Annotated in this window: 15 protein-coding genes and 1 tRNA gene; 2 read left to right on the top strand and 14 right to left on the bottom strand. The window is 44.4% G+C overall.

Annotation, left to right across the window (positions count from 1 at the left end; translation table 11 throughout):
* Nucleotides 1-162: 162 nt before the first annotated feature.
* From AY607_RS06915 to AY607_RS06905, 3 genes are all read right to left on the bottom strand, one after another.
* Nucleotides 163-768, bottom strand: a complete 606-nt coding sequence (locus tag AY607_RS06915) for an OmpW/AlkL family protein (protein ID WP_064102179.1) — start codon at nucleotides 766-768, stop codon at nucleotides 163-165.
* A gap of 330 nt (nucleotides 769-1,098) precedes the next feature.
* Complete coding sequence (locus AY607_RS06910) at nucleotides 1,099-2,463, bottom strand: Na+/H+ antiporter family protein (RefSeq protein WP_064094966.1); 1,365 nt, start codon at nucleotides 2,461-2,463, stop codon at nucleotides 1,099-1,101.
* 101 nt (nucleotides 2,464-2,564) lie between these two features.
* On the bottom strand, nucleotides 2,565-3,446 hold the full coding sequence (locus tag AY607_RS06905) for an alpha/beta fold hydrolase (RefSeq protein WP_064094967.1): 882 nt from the start codon (nucleotides 3,444-3,446) through the stop codon (nucleotides 2,565-2,567).
* Nucleotides 3,447-3,563: 117 nt separating this feature from the next.
* On the opposite strand from AY607_RS06905, the gene AY607_RS06900 reads away from it, so the two are divergent.
* Nucleotides 3,564-4,058 (top strand): DUF4442 domain-containing protein, encoded by a 495-nt coding sequence (locus tag AY607_RS06900; protein WP_191730312.1) that lies wholly within the window; start codon nucleotides 3,564-3,566, stop codon nucleotides 4,056-4,058.
* 58 nt (nucleotides 4,059-4,116) lie between these two features.
* Here the strand turns inward: AY607_RS06900 and AY607_RS06895 are convergent, their stop codons facing one another.
* The 3 genes from AY607_RS06895 to rpoB all read right to left on the bottom strand — a co-directional run bounded on the left by AY607_RS06895 (nucleotide 4,117) and on the right by rpoB (nucleotide 13,143).
* Nucleotides 4,117-4,482 (bottom strand): hypothetical protein, encoded by a 366-nt coding sequence (locus AY607_RS06895; protein ID WP_064094969.1) that lies wholly within the window; start codon nucleotides 4,480-4,482, stop codon nucleotides 4,117-4,119.
* A gap of 206 nt (nucleotides 4,483-4,688) precedes the next feature.
* Nucleotides 4,689-8,879, bottom strand: a complete 4,191-nt coding sequence (gene rpoC / locus AY607_RS06890) for a DNA-directed RNA polymerase subunit beta' (RefSeq protein WP_064094970.1) — start codon at nucleotides 8,877-8,879, stop codon at nucleotides 4,689-4,691.
* Between the two features lie 175 nt (nucleotides 8,880-9,054).
* Nucleotides 9,055-13,143 (bottom strand): DNA-directed RNA polymerase subunit beta, encoded by a 4,089-nt coding sequence (rpoB, locus tag AY607_RS06885; protein WP_064094971.1) that lies wholly within the window; start codon nucleotides 13,141-13,143, stop codon nucleotides 9,055-9,057.
* On the opposite strand from rpoB, the gene AY607_RS06880 reads away from it, so the two are divergent.
* Nucleotides 13,137-13,388: a hypothetical protein gene (locus tag AY607_RS06880; RefSeq protein WP_064102178.1), complete on the top strand. Its 252-nt coding sequence runs from the start codon at nucleotides 13,137-13,139 to the stop codon at nucleotides 13,386-13,388. The genes rpoB and AY607_RS06880 overlap by 7 nt on opposite strands.
* A gap of 62 nt (nucleotides 13,389-13,450) precedes the next feature.
* Here the strand turns inward: AY607_RS06880 and rplL are convergent, their stop codons facing one another.
* The 8 genes from rplL to tuf form a co-directional block, all read right to left on the bottom strand.
* Nucleotides 13,451-13,816 (bottom strand): 50S ribosomal protein L7/L12, encoded by a 366-nt coding sequence (gene rplL, locus AY607_RS06875; RefSeq protein ID WP_064094972.1) that lies wholly within the window; start codon nucleotides 13,814-13,816, stop codon nucleotides 13,451-13,453.
* Between the two features lie 48 nt (nucleotides 13,817-13,864).
* Nucleotides 13,865-14,371 (bottom strand): 50S ribosomal protein L10, encoded by a 507-nt coding sequence (gene rplJ, locus AY607_RS06870; RefSeq protein ID WP_064094973.1) that lies wholly within the window; start codon nucleotides 14,369-14,371, stop codon nucleotides 13,865-13,867.
* Nucleotides 14,372-14,695: 324 nt separating this feature from the next.
* Nucleotides 14,696-15,391 carry a 50S ribosomal protein L1 gene (rplA, locus tag AY607_RS06865; protein ID WP_064094974.1) on the bottom strand — a complete coding sequence of 232 codons (696 nt, stop codon included), beginning with the start codon at nucleotides 15,389-15,391 and terminating at the stop codon, nucleotides 14,696-14,698.
* Nucleotides 15,392-15,394: 3 nt separating this feature from the next.
* Nucleotides 15,395-15,823, bottom strand: a complete 429-nt coding sequence (rplK, locus tag AY607_RS06860; RefSeq protein WP_004813566.1) for a 50S ribosomal protein L11 — start codon at nucleotides 15,821-15,823, stop codon at nucleotides 15,395-15,397.
* 119 nt (nucleotides 15,824-15,942) lie between these two features.
* Nucleotides 15,943-16,476, bottom strand: coding sequence for a transcription termination/antitermination protein NusG (gene nusG / locus AY607_RS06855; RefSeq protein WP_064102177.1), 534 nt, complete (start codon nucleotides 16,474-16,476; stop codon nucleotides 15,943-15,945).
* Nucleotides 16,477-16,483: 7 nt separating this feature from the next.
* Nucleotides 16,484-16,924, bottom strand: coding sequence for a preprotein translocase subunit SecE (gene secE / locus AY607_RS06850; RefSeq protein ID WP_064094976.1), 441 nt, complete (start codon nucleotides 16,922-16,924; stop codon nucleotides 16,484-16,486).
* A 74-nt stretch (nucleotides 16,925-16,998) separates the two neighbouring features.
* Nucleotides 16,999-17,074 (bottom strand) — tRNA-Trp (locus AY607_RS06845).
* A 52-nt stretch (nucleotides 17,075-17,126) separates the two neighbouring features.
* Nucleotides 17,127-18,014: elongation factor Tu (gene tuf, locus AY607_RS06840; RefSeq protein WP_064102176.1), on the bottom strand; the 888-nt coding region annotated here is incomplete at its 5' end.

Below are 18,014 nucleotides of genomic sequence, written 5' to 3'. Positions count from 1 at the left end.
GTCGTATTCAATTAATGTTTACTTTATTCGTTTTAATATAGTTGAACATTGCCGATCTGCTCAATTTCAACACGTTATAAATCGTTGTTATTTTGAAAAAAAAGCCTCATACAAGATGAGGCTATTGGAAAATCAATCCAGGAATGTGGAAGCTTAAACTTTTTAGAATTTGTAGCTATAACCCAATGTATAAACAACCGGATCAATATCTAAATTAAATTTAGATTTTCCAACTGCTGCAGCTGTTGCATCATCTAAAGTCACTTCAGGACTCAAATCCGCATAACGCACATCTACAAATACACCCCAGTTTTTAGCATCTGCCGGTTGATAGTTAAAACCGACTTGTCCAGCAATACCAAATTCCTCTTTGACGTCTTTTGCTGCACCTTCTTCATCCCAAGCAATAAAGGCTGTTCCACCCAAACCTACGTATGGCGTAAAACGTGTAGAGTTTTTAAAGTGATATTTTGCGGTAATGGTTGGTGGAAGATGCTTAATCTTGGCAATTTTCCCTAGACCCTGAGCAGAAATGTCATGGTTAAATGGGGCAGCCAATAATAATTCTGCCGAAATATTGTCATTGAAGAAATATTCAACAGAAGGAGTAAAACCATATTCCTGATCGGCTTCTACGACTAAACCTGGTGCAATTTCAGTATCGCTTGTTGGTGCCAAAGAACTCGCACCCACTTTAACTTGCCACGGACCTGCCATCGCAGATGCAGAAAGACCCATTAATGCAATTAAAGTAATTTGCTTTAACATTTTAAACACCCCACTGGAAGAATAATTATTAAAAAATAAACCCTAATTAATAATAAACACGATAGAAAATAATATGCAATACAGATTATAAAACTAATTTTCAATTATTATTTAAGATATTGTTTTAACTTTAAATTTATTTTAAATTGACTGGAAAGGTTGGTTTTAAATACCAAGTGAATTAATCAGATTAACAGGCTTTATTCAGAGTAAAACAATCAGGTTTATATTAATTTAATCTTTAATAAAAATATTTAAAATACATCTTATAATTTATTTTAAATCCAGATTAATCTGCCCTGATCTATATCAGGGCAGATTAAAATTTCCTTAGAGGACCATAGCTGCAATCCAGCCAAAAATGATCAGCGGAATATTAAAATGAATAAAGGTAGGGACTACGCTGTCTTTCATATGGTCATGTTGACCATCCATGTTTAAACCCGAAGTCGGACCTAAAGTTGAATCCGATGCTGGGGAACCGGCATCACCCAAAGCTGCTGCAGTCCCGATAATCGCAATAGTCGCTGCAGGACTAAAACCGAACTGGATACAAAGCGGCACATAGATAATCGCTAGAATCGGAATGGTTGAGAAAGACGAACCAATACCTAAGGTAATCAGCAGACCGATCAGCAGCATCAAAAATGCGGCCAGTGCCTGACTATTACCAATCCAGTGGACCGATGCCTCGACCAGCGCAGGCACCTGATTGGTGGCTTCAATCACGGCTGCAAAACCTTGTGCTGCAATCATGATAAAACCGACCAGCGCCATCATGCGCATACCGGTAATTATCACATCATCCGCTTCTTTCCACTTGAAAATACCGGCACAGCTGAGAATCGCCACACCGACCAGACCTGCTAGAATCATTGAATCTGAGTACAGTTGCACTACCAGGGTTAAAATAACAGCCAGACCGGCCATCCAGATAGTGAATTTCGAAATTTCAGGTTTAAGCTGTGGCTCTACCCCGAGTTCAGATGAAATACTTTGCGGCTTTTCAATCTGAATGTCTTTATACTGACGCGGTTTACGATAGCTGATAAATATAGCCACCAATAAGCCAACGAACATTCCAAATACCGGGATCGCCATGGCAGATGGAATCTGATCATAGCTGATTTCAAAACCATAAGGCTTACCAAAAGTATTGATGTTATAACCCAGAATATCATTCAGGAAGATCGCACCAAAACCCACTGGAATCAGCATATAGGTTGCAACCAAGCCAAAGGTTAGCAGGCAGGCCACCAGACGGCGATCCAGCTGTAAATGGTTAAATACAATCAATAGCGGTGGAATCAGTACCGGAATGAAAGCAATATGCACAGGAATGACATTCTGTGAGAACACTGCAGCAATAGCGACGGTGAAAAAGATCAGATATTTCATTCGGTTCTGTGCTTTAAAATCCGCCTCACCCTTTAAGGTGCTAATCATTTTATAGGCCAGTAAATCCGGTAAACCCGAACGTGCCAAGGCCAAAGCAAATGCACCTAGAATACCGTAAGCCAAGGCAATTTTGGCCCCACCACCCAAACCATTGTTAAATGCGTCTAAGGTACCCTGCAGGCCAAGACCTGCCAATAAACCACCTGTAACAGCACCAATGACCAGGGCAAAAACCACAGGTACACGTGCCAATGAGAGTCCAAACATGACTCCAATAGCAGCAAGAATTGCGAACATAATGAATCGGAGATAGAGAGAAAGCCGCTATTTTATCAGAAAATACGGATAAAAATTCCGCCACTTTCTCCTCGCCGGGTCATGCTTCACAAAGCGGCTTCTCAATCGATGACCGCAGACTTCTTCTGAATAAAATGATCAATTAATTGAGCAACTTGCTCTGGCTGACTCAGAATCGCCCAGTGATTGGCAGCCAATTCTACTCTCGAAAAATCATCCACCCATTTAGACACTTCATCGATCAGATCAGGGCCGACAAACTTATCATTTTGCAACACAATCGCTTGTACAGGACAGATTGCAAAGCGCTGCCGTGGTTGAGCTAAACGTGGCAAAAAGTTAGCCCGATACAGATTCACACCATATTTTCCATCTTTGACAATATAGGGATTAAGCGGCAGATCATCGCGTTTTTCCAGTTGCTCAACGATCTTGGCCCAACGCTGCGGATTAAAAAAATTCCAGGCCAAAGGTGCCACCCAGGGCAGCTGAAACACCGCGATATACCAAGACTTGCTCATCTGCTTTAAGAATTTTGTTCTGTTTTGCTGGAACTGTTCGCGCATCCAGAAAGCTGCATGGTCCAGACAGGGGCCGGACAGCGTGCTATAAGACAAAATTCGGCCTTTGAATCTAAAATCTGTGACAGATTCCCAAGACTGAATTGAGCCCCAGTCATGTGCAGCCAAATGAAAAGCTCGATTCGGCAATACCTTATTCACTACTTCTTCCAGATCCTGACTTAAACGTGCCAGACGGTAATCCGAGATTTTTTTAGGAATACTGGACTCACCTGCACCACGTACATCATAGGTCACAATAAAGTAGTTCTGAGTTAAATAATGAATGACTGGCTCCCAAACCATCTGATGATCGGGATAGCCATGAACCAGCACCAATGCCGGCTGTGTGGGCTGTCCATAAGTTCTGACACAGAGCCGCTGCTGATCCGTGGTATCGACCCATTGTGTTTGCATTTCCATCTTTTAATCCTGTTCTTGTTATTGACCGCTTAGTTTATAAATCGGCATGATTGATCAATGCTAGCGCATTTTTGTTGCTCTAGTATGCATAATCAAAGCCACAAAAAGAATGTCAGTATGAACCTATTCCAGAAAATTCAACAACTGCCGCTGGTATCAAAATTTATTTTGAACCGCTATGCTCCTTACCGGGGTGCAGGTATCGAAATTGATAAGATTGATTTTAATAATTATCACGTGCGGGTCAAAATGCCGCTAACCCGTAAAAACCAGAATATTGTCGGCGTACATTTTGGTGGCAGCCTGTATTCGATGGTCGATCCTTTTTATATGTTACTGCTGATGCATCATTTGGGGCCGAAATATCTGGTCTGGGATAAAGGTGCCAGTATTCAGTTTTTGGCTCCTGGCCGCGGCACCGTGATCGCGGACATCCGGATCTCTGCTGAAGAAATCAGCACAATTATCAATTTGGCGGCCAACAATGCACCTGTATACCGCAATTATCAGCTAAATATCTATGATGAAGCCGGGGTCAGGATTGCGGAAGTAGAGAAAACGGTTTATATCCGGCGAAAACAGAGCAAAGGGAAAAGCCTATCTGTCAAATAAGATAAAAGCGCCCATATGGCGCTTTTAAATTTAGATTATTTTACAAGTGAAACAGGACTTAACGACGACGGTTATCCTGTTCAATGGCAGCTCCGGCACCACCACCGATGGCACCACCGATTGCAGCACCGGCATTACCACCAAAGATGCTTTTACCGACTGCTGATCCTACCGCACCACCTACACCACTATAGGTTGCATTACGGTTGGAACCACCTTGGGATTTACTACCTACTGCAGCACCGGCACCACCACCAATCGCAGAACCGACACCACCACCGACACTATTACCTACGCCACCACCGACGGCACCACCTAAGGCAGCAGCACCAATACGTTGATTTTTGCTCGACATGTTTTCACAACCTGCCAACATAAAGGTGGAAAGCGTGGCAACTGCCATAACACCGATTAACTTTTTCATGACCTTGGCCTTCCTGTCTTGTCTTGTTTTAATTAAGCTTATCTTCATTTTATGGAACTAAAATCTGCAGCGTGTTATTTCTCTCGGTATTCCTGCTGATTTTTGTAAGTATCAGTGGATAATTCCCATGTTGAGGAAGCTATCTGGATGAGTTTTGTATAAAAAAAGACGCCCGAAGGCGTCTCTTTTTTAAGCTTTAACTTGAATTAGAATTCTTCGTTAAATGCCTGGCTTAAAGCTTGGTCCACATCAGAGAAGTTATTATGCAGTTCAAATTCTGCAGCTTCTGCTTCTTGACGACGACGCTCTAAGTGGTAAGCCAAACCTGTACCCGCTGGGATCAGACGACCTACAACCACGTTCTCTTTCAAGCCGCGTAAATCATCTTCTTTACCTGTTACAGCCGCTTCAGTTAACACACGTGTGGTTTCCTGGAACGATGCAGCAGAGATGAACGAGTCAGTAGAAAGCGATGCTTTGGTAATACCCATCAATTGACGTTCAAACTTCGCAGGGAACTTGTTTTGCGCAAGAACTGCTTGGTTTTCCTGAACAACACGGATGTAATCCACTTGTTCGCCTTTGATGAAGCTAGTATCTCCACCGTCAGTGATATCAACTTTACGCAGCATTTGACGTACGATCACTTCAATATGCTTATCGTTGATTTTTACACCTTGCAGACGGTATACGTCCTGAACTTCGTTCACGATGTAATTCGTCAATGCCACTTCACCTTTCAGACGTAAAATGTCATGCGGGTTTTGTGGACCATCAGAAATCGTCTCACCACGGTTTACATGCTCGCCTTCGAACACGTTAATGGTACGCCATTTCGGAATCAGCTCTTCATAGATTTCAGAGCCATCATCCGGCGTAATCACCAGACGGTTCTTACCTTTGGTCTCTTTACCAAAGCTCACAACACCTGACACTTCTGCAAGGATTGCATGCTCTTTCGGCTTACGTGCTTCGAACAAGTCAGCTACACGTGGCAGACCACCGGTAATATCACGAGTACGTGAAGATTCTTGTGGTACACGACCGATTACGTCACCGACACCAATTGTTTCGCCATCGCGAACAGAAAGAATCGTGTTTTGTGGCAGGAAGTAGAACTGCTCACCACCATCGACTGTGTCTAATACAACAGCAGGACGCAAATCTTTACCTGACGCAGGACGTGAAGTCACTGGCAAGATTTCGATGGTTGACATACCTGTTGCATCATCAGTTTTAGAAGTAACCGTCACGCCATCAGCAATCTGGCTGAAACGCACTTTACCAGCAACTTCTGTTACCAATGGATGTGTATGCGGATCCCAAGTCGCCACGATACCGCCTGCTTCTACAGCTTCGCCATCTTTGAGCAAGATAGATGCACCGTATGGAATTTTATAGCGCTCACGCTCACGACCTAAGTCATCCGCAATACCGATTTCACCTGAACGTGAAGTCGATACCAAGTGACCTTTGGCATGTTGTACTGTTTTCACGTTGTGGAAACGTACTGTACCCTGGTTACGAACCTGTACGCTGTTTGCAGCAGAAGTTCGGCTCGCAGCACCACCCACGTGGAAGGTACGCATGGTTAACTGTGTACCTGGCTCACCAATCGATTGAGCTGCCATAACACCAACAGACTCACCCGGGTTCACCTGATGACCACGTGCCAGGTCACGACCGTAACATTTCGCACATACACCGAAGGTAGATGCACAGTTCACGACTGAACGCACTTTAATTTCGTCGACACCCTGGCTTTCGATAAACGCAGCCAGTTTCTCGTCAATTAAAGTATTACGTGGAAGCAGAACTTCATCTGTACCCACTTTCTTGACATCTTCAGCAACTACACGACCCAATACTCGTGCACCCAGGTTCTCGATGACATCACCACCCTGAATGAACGGAGTCATTACTAGGCCGTCGAAGGTACCACAATCTGGCTCGGTAATGACCAAGTCCTGCGCAACGTCTACCAGACGACGAGTCAAGTAACCAGAGTTTGCAGTCTTAAGTGCTGTATCGGCCAAACCTTTACGCGCACCATGTGTCGAGATGAAGTACTGAAGTACGGTCAAACCTTCACGGAAGTTCGCTTTAATTGGGGTTTCAATGATCGAGCCATCCGGCTTCGCCATCAAACCACGCATACCCGCCAACTGACGAATCTGAGCTGCCGAACCACGGGCACCCGAGTCAGACATCATGTAGATCGAGTTGAATGATTTTTGCTTCTCATCTTCACCCTGTTTGTTCTTCACAGTGGTGAAAGACAAGTTGTCCATCATCGCTTTAGCAACCTGGTCATTGGTACGTGCCCAAATATCGACCACTTTGTTATAACGTTCGCCGGCAGTTACGAAACCTTGTTCGAACTGTTGTTCGATTTCACGAACTTCAGCTTCCGCTTTACCAATAATTGCTTGTTTTTGCGGTGGAATAACCATGTCTTCCATACCGACAGATACACCTGAACGCGTCGCTTGACGGAAGCCCAAGTACATTAATTGGTCAGCGAAGATAACAGTATCTTTCAGACCCAATTTACGGTAGCAAGAGTTAATTAACTTCGAGATGTTTTTCTTGGTCATCTCAACGTTAATTTGCTGGAAATCCATACCTTCAGGCACAACTTCCCAAAGTAGGCAGCGACCAGGCGTCGTATCTACAATAATGGTTTGCTGTTCACGGTTACCATCTTCGTCGATCACAGTCTGGTGTACACGTGCTTTAACGCGAGCGTGTAGATCAACCTGACCAGTCGCCAGTGCACGGTTTACTTCGTGAGTATCCGCGAACACCATGCCTTCACCTTTAGCATTGATTGCATCACGCGTGATGTAATACAAGCCCAAGACAACGTCCTGAGACGGTACGATGATTGGCTCACCGTTCGCTGGAGACAAGATGTTGTTTGTCGACATCATTAACGCACGAGCTTCAAGCTGAGCTTCAAGTGTTAATGGTACGTGTACCGCCATCTGGTCACCATCGAAGTCGGCGTTAAACGCAGCACATACGAGTGGATGTAGACGGATCGCTTTACCTTCGATCAGGATCGGTTCAAATGCTTGAAGACCCAGACGGTGAAGAGTTGGTGCACGGTTCAACATCACTGGATGTTGACGAATCACGTGAGCAAGTACGTCCCAAACTTCTGGGGTTTCGCGCTCAACCATTTTCTTCGCAGCTTTAATGGTGGTTGCTTGACCAGATGCCTGTAGTTTCGCAAAAATAAATGGCTTGAACAGTTCAAGTGCCATTTTTTTCGGAAGACCACATTGGTGCAAACGCAGGTTTGGACCAACAGTAATTACCGAACGGCCAGAGTAGTCAACACGCTTACCAAGTAAGTTTTGACGGAAACGACCCTGTTTACCTTTGATCATGTCTGCCAAAGATTTAAGTGGACGCTTGTTCGAACCGGTAATTGCACGACCGCGACGACCGTTATCCAGCAATGCATCGACAGACTCTTGCAACATACGTTTTTCGTTACGTACGATGATGTCTGGCGCAGCAAGGTCAAGAAGACGCTTCAAACGGTTGTTACGGTTGATCACACGACGATAAAGATCGTTCAGGTCAGAAGTCGCGAAACGACCACCTTCAAGTGGTACAAGCGGACGAAGATCTGGTGGAAGAACTGGAAGTACAGTCAACACCATCCATTCTGGCTTGTTGTTTGAATCGTTGAATGCTTCCATCAACTTCAAACGTTTAGAGGCCTTTTTCAGCTTGGTTTCTGACGTTGTAACAGGAATTTCTTCACGAAGACGTGCAATTTCAGCTTCAAGATCGATGTCTTTCAACAGGTCTTGAACCGCTTCAGCACCCATTTTCGCTGTGAATTCATCACCGTGTTCTTCTAATGCATTGAAGTATTCTTCATCGTTTAGAAGCTGGTATTTCTCAAATGGAGTCATACCCGGATCGGTCACTACATAAGATTCGAAATACAATACACGTTCAATATCACGCAGCGTCATGTCTAAAAGAAGACCGATACGGCTTGGTAATGATTTCAAGAACCAGATGTGCGCAACCGGTGAAGCAAGGTCAATATGACCCATACGTTCACGACGAACTTTCGCAGTAGTCACTTCAACGCCACATTTTTCACAAATGACGCCTTTGTATTTCATACGCTTGTATTTACCACACAAGCATTCATAATCTTTTACTGGACCAAAGATTTTGGCACAGAACAAACCATCACGTTCAGGCTTGAACGTACGATAGTTAATGGTTTCTGGCTTTTTAACTTCACCGTGAGACCATGACTTAATCATTTCTGGTGACGCAAGACCAATACGGATGCGATCAAACTCTACAGGAGCATGACCGTCTGAATCCGTCTTTTTGCGCATGATATCGAGCAAGTCTTTCAATTTTTTTCTCCGTGTGTTGTGGAGATTTTCACTCAACAACTGGGTCACAAATATTGTTTTTTAACTGAACTAATCCCCCTTGATCCCCCTTTTTCTAAGGGGGAAAACTCCTCAAAGCAAGAGGAGCAAATCCCCCCCTTTCATAAAGGGGGTTGGGGGGATTAAATGGAACTAATTAGTCACCATTTTTCAGTTCAATGTTGATACCTAAAGAACGGATCTCTTTGGTCAATACGTTGAACGATTCAGGCATGCCCGGATCCATATAATGGTTGCCATCTACAATGTTCTTGTAGATACGGGTACGGCCTTCAACGTCATCCGATTTCACAGTCAGCATTTCTTGTAGCGTATATGCTGCACCGTAAGCTTCTAGTGCCCAGACTTCCATCTCACCGAAACGCTGACCACCGAATTGTGCTTTACCACCAAGCGGCTGTTGCGTTACTAGCGAGTAAGAACCAGTTGAACGCGCATGCATCTTATCATCAACCAAGTGGTTCAGTTTCAGCATGTACATATAACCGACAGTTACCGGACGGTCGAAACGTTCACCTGTACGACCATCATATAATACAGTCTGACCAGTACTAGATAGGCCTGCAAGTTGTAACAACTCTTTGATCTGACCCTCTTCAGCACCATCGAATACAGGCGTTGCCAAAGGCACACCAGCACGCAAGTTGCCAGAAAGTTTCAAGATTTCTTCGTCGGTCAAGCTATCAAGATCTTCTTGCTCGCCACCCACTTTGTTGTAAATCTTGTCTAGGAAATCACGAAGCTCAAGTACAGTACGTTGCTCTTTCATCATCTTGTCGATTTGATCGCCAAGACCTTTTGCAGCCATACCCAAGTGAGTTTCAAGAATCTGACCCACGTTCATACGCGATGGTACGCCCAGCGGGTTAAGCACGATATCAACAGGTACACCGTTGGCATCATGTGGCATGTCTTCTACCGGTAAGATGTTAGATACAACACCTTTGTTACCGTGACGACCCGCCATCTTATCACCCGGCTGGATGCGACGTTTTACAGCAAGATAAACTTTAACAACTTTCAATACGCCAGTAGTCAGTTCATCACCTGTAGAAAGTTTGCGTTTTTTCTCAGCAAATTTCTCGTCAATTTCAAAGCCCTTCTCTTTCAAGAACACTTGAATTTGCGTTAAACGTTCAGCAATTGCTTCATCAACTGGTTGAATTTCAAGAAGATCAACGAGCTCTAAACCAGACAACACGTCTTCAGACAATTTGTCGCCACGTTTAGTTGTACCGCCACCATTCGACTCTTGGCCGTTGAGTAGACGGATCACACGTTCACGTGCAGCTTCTTCGAAGATTTTGAACTCTTCTTTCAAGTCTTTACGGTATGCATCAAGCTGTGCTTTTTCAATTGCTTGAGCACGTTCGTCTTTTTCAAGACCGTCACGTGTAAACACTTGAACGTCAATCACAGTACCTTTCGTACCCGATGGAACGCGTAAAGATGAGTCTTTTACGTCAGCCGCTTTTTCACCGAAGATTGCACGTAGCAATTTTTCTTCCGGAGTAAGCTGCGTTTCACCTTTAGGTGTCACTTTACCAACCAGGATGTCACCGGCAGTTACTTCAGCACCGATGTAAACGATACCTGACTCGTCCAGTTTAGACAGAGCAGCTTCACCTACGTTCGGAATATCCGCAGTGATTTCTTCCGCACCCAGTTTGGTATCACGTGCAACACATGACAATTCCTGGATATGAATAGACGTTAAACGGTCTTCTTGAAGTACACGCTCAGATAACAAGATCGAGTCTTCGTAGTTGTAACCATTCCAGGTCATGAACGCAACGCGCATGTTCTGGCCCAGTGCCAGCTCACCGCCATCTGTTGATGGACCATCAGCAAGCACATCGCCACGACCTACTTTATCGCCCATGTTCACAAGAACTTTCTGGTTGATACAAGTGTTCTGGTTCGAACGGGTGTACTTGATCAGGTTGTAGATATCTACACCTGCTTCACCTGCGATCATTTCGTCTTCATTCACACGAATAACCACACGTGACGCATCTACATATTCGATACGACCACCACGTTTCGCGATCACACATACACCAGAGTCATGTGCTACGTTCGCTTCCATACCTGTACCAACAAGCGGCTTGTCAGCGATCAACGTCGGAACTGCCTGACGTTGCATGTTTGAACCCATCAATGCACGGTTGGCATCATCGTGTTCTAGGAATGGAATCAGTGAGGCTGCTACAGAGACTACCTGCTGAGCAGATACATCCATATGCGTTACTTTTTCAGGAGGCATACGTACGAAGTCACCTTGATGACGTACAGATACGAATTCTTCAGTTAAATGACCATCTTTATCAATTGCAGAATCGGCCTGTGCAATCACAGTACCCACTTCTTCAATAGCAGATAAGTATTCAACTTCGTCTGTTACACGACCATCAACCACTTTACGATACGGTGTTTCCAGGAAACCGAACTCGTTCGCTTTAGCATATACAGAAAGCGAGTTGATCAAACCAATGTTTGGACCTTCCGGTGTTTCAATTGGACAAACACGGCCATAGTGAGTTTGATGTACGTCACGTACTTCAAAGCCCGCACGCTCACGTGTCAAACCACCTGGACCAAGCGCTGATACACGACGTTTGTGTGTAATTTCAGACAACGGGTTGTTTTGGTCCATGAACTGGGACAACTGGCTTGAACCAAAGAATTCTTTGATTGCAGCAGCCACTGGCTTCGCATTGATCAAGTCTTGCGGAGACAGGTTATCAGTTTCAGCTTGTGACAGACGCTCTTTAACAGCACGTTCTACACGAACCAGACCCACACGGAATTGGTTTTCTGTCATTTCACCAACAGAACGAACACGACGGTTACCCAAGTGGTCGATATCGTCGACTTCACCTTTACCGTTACGGATTTCAACTAATGTTTTCAGTACATCAGTGATATCCTCATTCGAGAGAATACCTTCAACTTCACGTGACTTCTGGTCTGTACCCACTTCGTAAGGACGACCCAAACGACGGTTGAACTTCATACGACCCACTGGAGACAGGTCATAACGCTCAGAAGAGAAGAACAAGTTGTTAAACAGGTTTTCAGCAGCTTCTTTGGTTGGTGGCTCGCCCGGACGCATAACCTTGTAGATTTCTACCAATGCTTCTTCACGGCTTGTAGTCGTATCTGCACGTAGAGAATCTGCAATGAATGAACCGCGGTCGATATCATTGGTGAACAGAATATTGAACTGCTTCACGCCGCCTTCTGCAATTTTCACCATAATTTCATGGCTTAATACAGTATTGGCTGCAATCACATCACCATCTTTTAATGGGATGTCTTCAGCAGTAATACGCTCATATAGGTACTCATCAGGTACTGCAAGTTTTTCAAGACCCGAAGCTTCCATTTGACGTACATGACGCGCATTGATACGTTTACCTTGCTCAACAATTGCCTTGCCATCCTTGTCCAGGATGTCAAACTGTGCCATTTCGCCACGCAGACGTTCAGGCACCAGGTCAATCTGGTAGCTACCCATGTCAAGATACACAGGTACTTTCTCGTAGAACATGTCGAGAATGTTTTCGTTACTATAACCCAAGGCACGAAGTACTACAGTCGCAAGTAATTTACGACGACGGTCAATACGTACATAAACCAGGTCTTTCGCATCGAATTCAAAGTCTAACCATGAACCACGGTAAGGAATGATACGTGCTGAATAAAGAACTTTACCACTTGAGTGAGTCTTGCCCTTATCGTGGTCAAAGAATACGCCTGGTGAACGGTGTAATTGTGACACGATCACACGCTCGGTACCGTTAATCACAAAGGTACCGTTATCCGTCATCAATGGCATTTCGCCCATATAGACTTCTTGTTCACGTACGTCTTTAATTGACTTCGTTTCACGATCTTTCAGGATCAAACGAATTTTTACACGCATTGGTGCTGCATAAGTTGAGCCACGAAGGATACATTCGCGTACATCAAACTCAGGCTTACCAAGACTATACTCAACAAATTCTAAAGCAGCATTGCCAGAATAACTTTCAATAGGAAAAACTGAACGAAATGCGGCTTGGAGACCGATATCTTCGCGGTTTTTTGGTGATTTGCCATCTTGTAAGAATGTTCTGTACGAGTCGACTTGAATCGCGAGCAAGTACGGAGCATCCATGACGCTAGGCAATTTACCAAAATTCTTACGGATCCGTTTCTTTTCGGTATATGAGTATGCCATCTGGAGTCCTCGGAAAGTGTAAACCAAGCCCGCCTGCAGAACGGGCTCAGAAGGAATTACGCTGGCCGATATGGCCACCACTCTTTACAAATGCTGCAATTTTTAGTGGTATTAAAACGCTTATCAATATTTTTTTAATGAAAAATATTGGTAAGCGTTTGTTCATTATGTTTATTTTTAATTTGTATGAATTTTATATCATGCAAACAAAAATCGAGCCGATTATTGTAACGCAAAAAGGCTGATGACCCAAGAGCCATCAGCCAATTTTTGGAGCCGATTATAAAAAAACCGGCTCCCGGCAAAATTACTTAACAGTAATTGTTGCACCAGAAGTTTCAAGCTTAGCTTTAAGTTCTTCAGCTTCTTCTTTAGAAACGCCTTCTTTAAGGATCGCTGGAGCGCCTTCAACCATATCTTTAGCTTCTTTTAAGCCAAGACCAGTTACTTCACGAACTGCTTTAATTACAGCAACTTTGTTCGCGCCGAATGAAGTCAACTCAACGTTGAATTCAGATTGCTCTTCAGCGGCAGCAGCAGCAGGACCAGCAGCTACAGCTACAGCAGCAGCAGAAACGTTGAATTTCTCTTCAAAAGCAGAAATAAGTTCAACAAGTTCAAGAACAGTTTTTTCAGCAACTGCGTTTAGGATTTCTTCGTTTGTTAAAGCCATGAGAGTAACTCCAAATGGGTATTGAATGATGTGTGTGTAAGTTTGAGCTTATGCAGCTTCTGAACCGTTTTTCTCTTGAAGCGCTGTAAGCAAGCGACCCAATTTCGAAATAGGTGCTTGAAGTACATTTGCAAGCATAGTAAGTGCTTTCTCTTGGTTCGGAAGGTTCGCGATAACGCTAACTTCAGCACCTTGATACACTTTGCCATCAAATGCAGCAGCTTTAAGTTCAAATGCTTTATTAGTTTTCGCAAATTCTTCGAACACACGAGCAGCAGCGCCCATGTCGTCTTCAGAAGTCGAGAAAGCTAAGATTGTTGGGCCAACAAGGTTGTCGTTCAAGATATTGAATGGAGTATCTTGAAGAGCGCGTTTAGCCAAAGTATTACGCACGATACGTGTGTGAACACCTAGTTTACGAGCTTCAACACGAAGAGCAGTCAATTGCTCAACAGTTAAACCTTGATAGTCAGCAACAACAGCAGCAAATGCAGTAGAAGCAACTTCAGTTACTTCAGCTACGATCTGTTTTTTGCCTTCGATAAGAAGAGCCATTGTAAAACCTCCTAATGGTGATTTATGTACTTACGCGAAGTACACTCCCAATTCGCGAGACCATCACTGGACTCACACGCGGAGGATGAACAAATCACACCACCGCGTCTACGCAGGCTGAGCTATTAAGAGCGAAGCATAAAACTCCCCTCGCCTGCGGTCTTTGACGCTGATAAATTTTCATTTATCAATTCAAAGTTTGCCTAAATTATCCCCTCTCCTTATAGGAGAGGGCTAGGGAGAGGTTTAACCCTCTTCCCGACCTTCTCCCAGAGGGAGAAGGAGACATCTTCAGGGCTTTAAAATTCTGTAATAAGTCGAGACTTACTTAGATACGTTTGCTACATCAACGATCAAACCAGGACCCATAGTTGAGCTCAAAGTGATCTTTTGAATGTATACGCCTTTAGAAGTAGCAGGCTTTAACTTTTTCAAGTCAGCCACAAGTGCTTCAACGTTTTGACGAACAGCTTCAGCAGTAAAACCTACTTGACCGATCGCAGCGTGGATGATACCCGCTTTGTCTACACGGTAACGTGCTTGACCAGCTTTTGCATTTTTAACTGCAGTTGCTACGTCAGGAGTTACAGTACCCACTTTAGGGTTTGGCATTAAGCCACGTGGACCAAGGATTGTACCAAGTTTACCTACAACGCGCATTGCATCTGGAGCAGCAATTACAACATCAAAGTCAAGGTTACCCGCTTGGATGCTTTCAGCAAGATCGTCGAAACCAACAACATCTGCGCCTTCAGCTTTAGCAGCTTCAGCAGCAGCGCCTTGAGCGAATACAGCTACACGTACAGTTTTACCAGTACCTGCAGGAAGTGTAGTCGCGCCACGAACAACTTGGTCAGATTTACGAGGATCAACACCCAGATTTACCGCGATGTCTAGAGACTCTTTGAATTTAGGAGCTGGAAGGCTCTCTAAAACTGCAACAGCTTCTTCTAGTGTGTAAACTTTGTGCGCTTCTACAGCAGACGCAATCGCTTTTTGACGTTTAGTTAATTTAGCCATGTCTTAAAGCTCCACTTCCAAGCCCATAGAACGTGCAGAACCAGCAATGGTACGCACACGCGCGTCTAAGTCAGCACCAGTTAAATCTGGTTCTTTAGTAGTCGCGATCTCTTCTAACTGAGCACGAGTCAACTTACCAACTTTAGTTTTGTTAGGTACAGCTGAACCCTTTTGAATACCAGCAGCTTTCTTAAGAAGAATAGCAGCAGGTGGAGTTTTCATGATGAATGTGAACGACTTGTCGTTGTACACAGTGATCACGACTGGAATTGGCAGACCAGCTTCAAGTTTTTGTGTAGCAGCATTGAATTCTTTACAGAATGCCATGATGTTCACACCACGTTGACCTAGTGCAGGACCAATCGGTGGAGATGGATTCGCTTTACCAGCTGGAACTTGCAGCTTGATATAGCCGTCAATCTTCTTAGCCATTTCAAATTACCTCTGGGTGCAAACGCCGGTGAAGGCTCCCCAATGATTTCAAGTAACGATACCGTTACAACAACAATGCCTGACTTATAAATAAGCCAGGCGTTTTCAACCCATACAAATTAGACTGATTTTTCGACTTGGCGAAATTCCAATTCAACTTGAGTTGGTCGGTTAAATACATTAATTGTCAGCGTTAAGCGTGACTTTTCGTACTGAACCTCTTCCACCACACCTTTAAAGTCTGTGAATGGACCGTCAATAACGAGTAATTCTTCGCCTGGTTCAAACATCGTCTTAGGACGAGGTGCTTCACCAGTATTGCGTACACGCGCAAGAATCGCATCTACTTCTTTTTGCGTAATCGGTGCCGGTTTTTCAGCCGTCCCACCAATAAAGCCTAAAACTTTTGGACATTCTTTAACAATGTGCCAAGTATCATCGTTCATTTCCATTTCGACTAGAACATAGCCAGGAAAGAACTTACGCTCTGATTTACGCTTTTTGCCATCCTTCATTTCCACCACTTCTTCGGTAGGAACCAGGACTTCACCAAAGCTATCGGCTACAGCGCTACGCTGGATTCGATCATTAAGCGAACGCATCACTTGTTTTTCATAGCCTGAATAGGCATGAATAATGTACCAACGTTTCATAGCTCTCTTACCCGATAATAAACTTGATTAACCAGCCTAAAATATAATCAAAACACCACAGTAATATAGATGCAATGACAACAACGACAAGGACATGCCAAGATGTGGTCATGGTCTCTTGTTTAGTAGGCCAGGTCACTCGACGTAACTCGATTCGCGCGTCTTTCAGCAAGCGAATAAAGCCTTTGCCTTGATGGGTGGCGTATAATAAACCGAATGCCGCAACGATACAAGCCAAAATCACCCCAACGCGCACCCAAATATCATTTGCGGGTGCCCAGTACGCTGGTAAATATTGGTTTACCATCATTGCACCCACCAATAAAATCAAGGCGATAACCCATAGAATTATGTCTAATGGAGAACCAGAATTTACATCTACTGCAGGATTATTTCTTTGAGGAATTGCCGCTTCGCCTAATGCGTCGCGTGATTTTTCATTCGACATTTTTGTACTCGTCGTAGGTTTCGCGACTTATTATATGACCAATTTTGCCGACATCAAGCGTCTTTTTAAAAACTTGGCAGGTCAGGAGGGACTCGAACCCCCAACATTCGGTTTTGGAGACCGACGCTCTACCAATTGAACTACTGACCTGCAAAACAACAAGTTGGAGCCTAAACCCCAACTCGCCTGTCTTATTCTATGATTATGCAGTTACTTTAGCAACTACACCAGCACCAACTGTACGACCGCCTTCACGGATCGCAAAACGTAGACCTGGGTCCATTGCGATCGGGTGGATTAGCTCTACTGACATCTCAACGTTGTCACCAGGCATAACCATTTCCACGCCTTCTTTAAGCGAGATCGCACCAGTTACGTCCGTAGTACGGAAGTAGAACTGTGGACGGTAACCGTTAAGGAATGGAGTGTGACGACCACCTTCTTCTTTAGAAAGTACGTATACTTCCGCATCGAATTTAGTATGTGGCTTGATCGCACCTGGTTTAGTCAATACTTGACCACGCTGTACGTCTTCACGCTTAGTACCACGAAGAAGAACACCACAGTTCTCGCCCGCACGACCTTCGTCTAGAAGTTTACGGAACATTTCAACGCCAGTAACAGTCGTTGTTTGTGTATCACGGATACCAACGATTTCAACTGATTCGCCTACTTTAACGATACCAGTCTCTACACGGCCAGTTACTACTGTACCACGACCAGAGATTGAGAATACGTCTTCAATCGGCATAAGGAACGGAAGGTCAATTGCACGCTCTGGCTCTGGGATGTAAGAGTCAAGAGCTTCAACAAGCGCAACTACCGCTGGCTCGCCGTATTGGCTGTCATCACCGTTAAGTGCAAGAAGAGCAGAACCACGGATCACTGGAGTGTCATCACCGGGGAAGTCATAAGTAGAAAGAAGTTCACGAACTTCCATTTCAACCAGCTCAAGAAGCTCTTCGTCGTCTACAAGGTCGCATTTGTTCAAGAATACAACGATGTAAGGTACGCCTACCTGACGAGAAAGAAGGATGTGTTCACGAGTTTGTGGCATTGGACCATCAGTCGCAGCACATACAAGGATCGC

The sequence above is a fragment of the Acinetobacter sp. SFA genome (assembly GCF_001647535.1).
Taxonomy (GTDB): domain Bacteria; phylum Pseudomonadota; class Gammaproteobacteria; order Pseudomonadales; family Moraxellaceae; genus Acinetobacter; species Acinetobacter pecorum.
Note: the sequence above shows the minus strand (reverse complement) of the source record. Positions and strands in the feature narration are given on the sequence as shown.

Bases quoted from the DNA above. Each gene is read 5' to 3' on its own strand.
- AY607_RS06915 (WP_064102179.1), bottom strand. From the start codon at position 768: ATGTTAAAGCAAATTACTTTAATTGCATTAATGGGTCTTTCTGCATCT.
- AY607_RS06910 (WP_064094966.1), bottom strand. From the start codon at position 2,463: ATGTTCGCAATTCTTGCTGCTATTGGAGTCATGTTTGGACTCTCATTG.
- AY607_RS06905 (WP_064094967.1), bottom strand. From the start codon at position 3,446: ATGGAAATGCAAACACAATGGGTCGATACCACGGATCAGCAGCGGCTC.
- AY607_RS06900 (WP_191730312.1), top strand. From the start codon at position 3,564: ATGAACCTATTCCAGAAAATTCAACAACTGCCGCTGGTATCAAAATTT.
- AY607_RS06895 (WP_064094969.1), bottom strand. From the start codon at position 4,482: ATGAAAAAGTTAATCGGTGTTATGGCAGTTGCCACGCTTTCCACCTTT.
- AY607_RS06880 (WP_064102178.1), top strand. From the start codon at position 13,137: ATGCCATCTGGAGTCCTCGGAAAGTGTAAACCAAGCCCGCCTGCAGAA.
- rpoB (WP_064094971.1), bottom strand. From the start codon at position 13,143: ATGGCATACTCATATACCGAAAAGAAACGGATCCGTAAGAATTTTGGT.
- rplL (WP_064094972.1), bottom strand. From the start codon at position 13,816: ATGGCTTTAACAAACGAAGAAATCCTAAACGCAGTTGCTGAAAAAACT.
- rplJ (WP_064094973.1), bottom strand. From the start codon at position 14,371: ATGGCTCTTCTTATCGAAGGCAAAAAACAGATCGTAGCTGAAGTAACT.
- rplA (WP_064094974.1), bottom strand. From the start codon at position 15,391: ATGGCTAAATTAACTAAACGTCAAAAAGCGATTGCGTCTGCTGTAGAA.
- rplK (WP_004813566.1), bottom strand. From the start codon at position 15,823: ATGGCTAAGAAGATTGACGGCTATATCAAGCTGCAAGTTCCAGCTGGT.
- nusG (WP_064102177.1), bottom strand. From the start codon at position 16,476: ATGAAACGTTGGTACATTATTCATGCCTATTCAGGCTATGAAAAACAA.
- secE (WP_064094976.1), bottom strand. From the start codon at position 16,924: ATGTCGAATGAAAAATCACGCGACGCATTAGGCGAAGCGGCAATTCCT.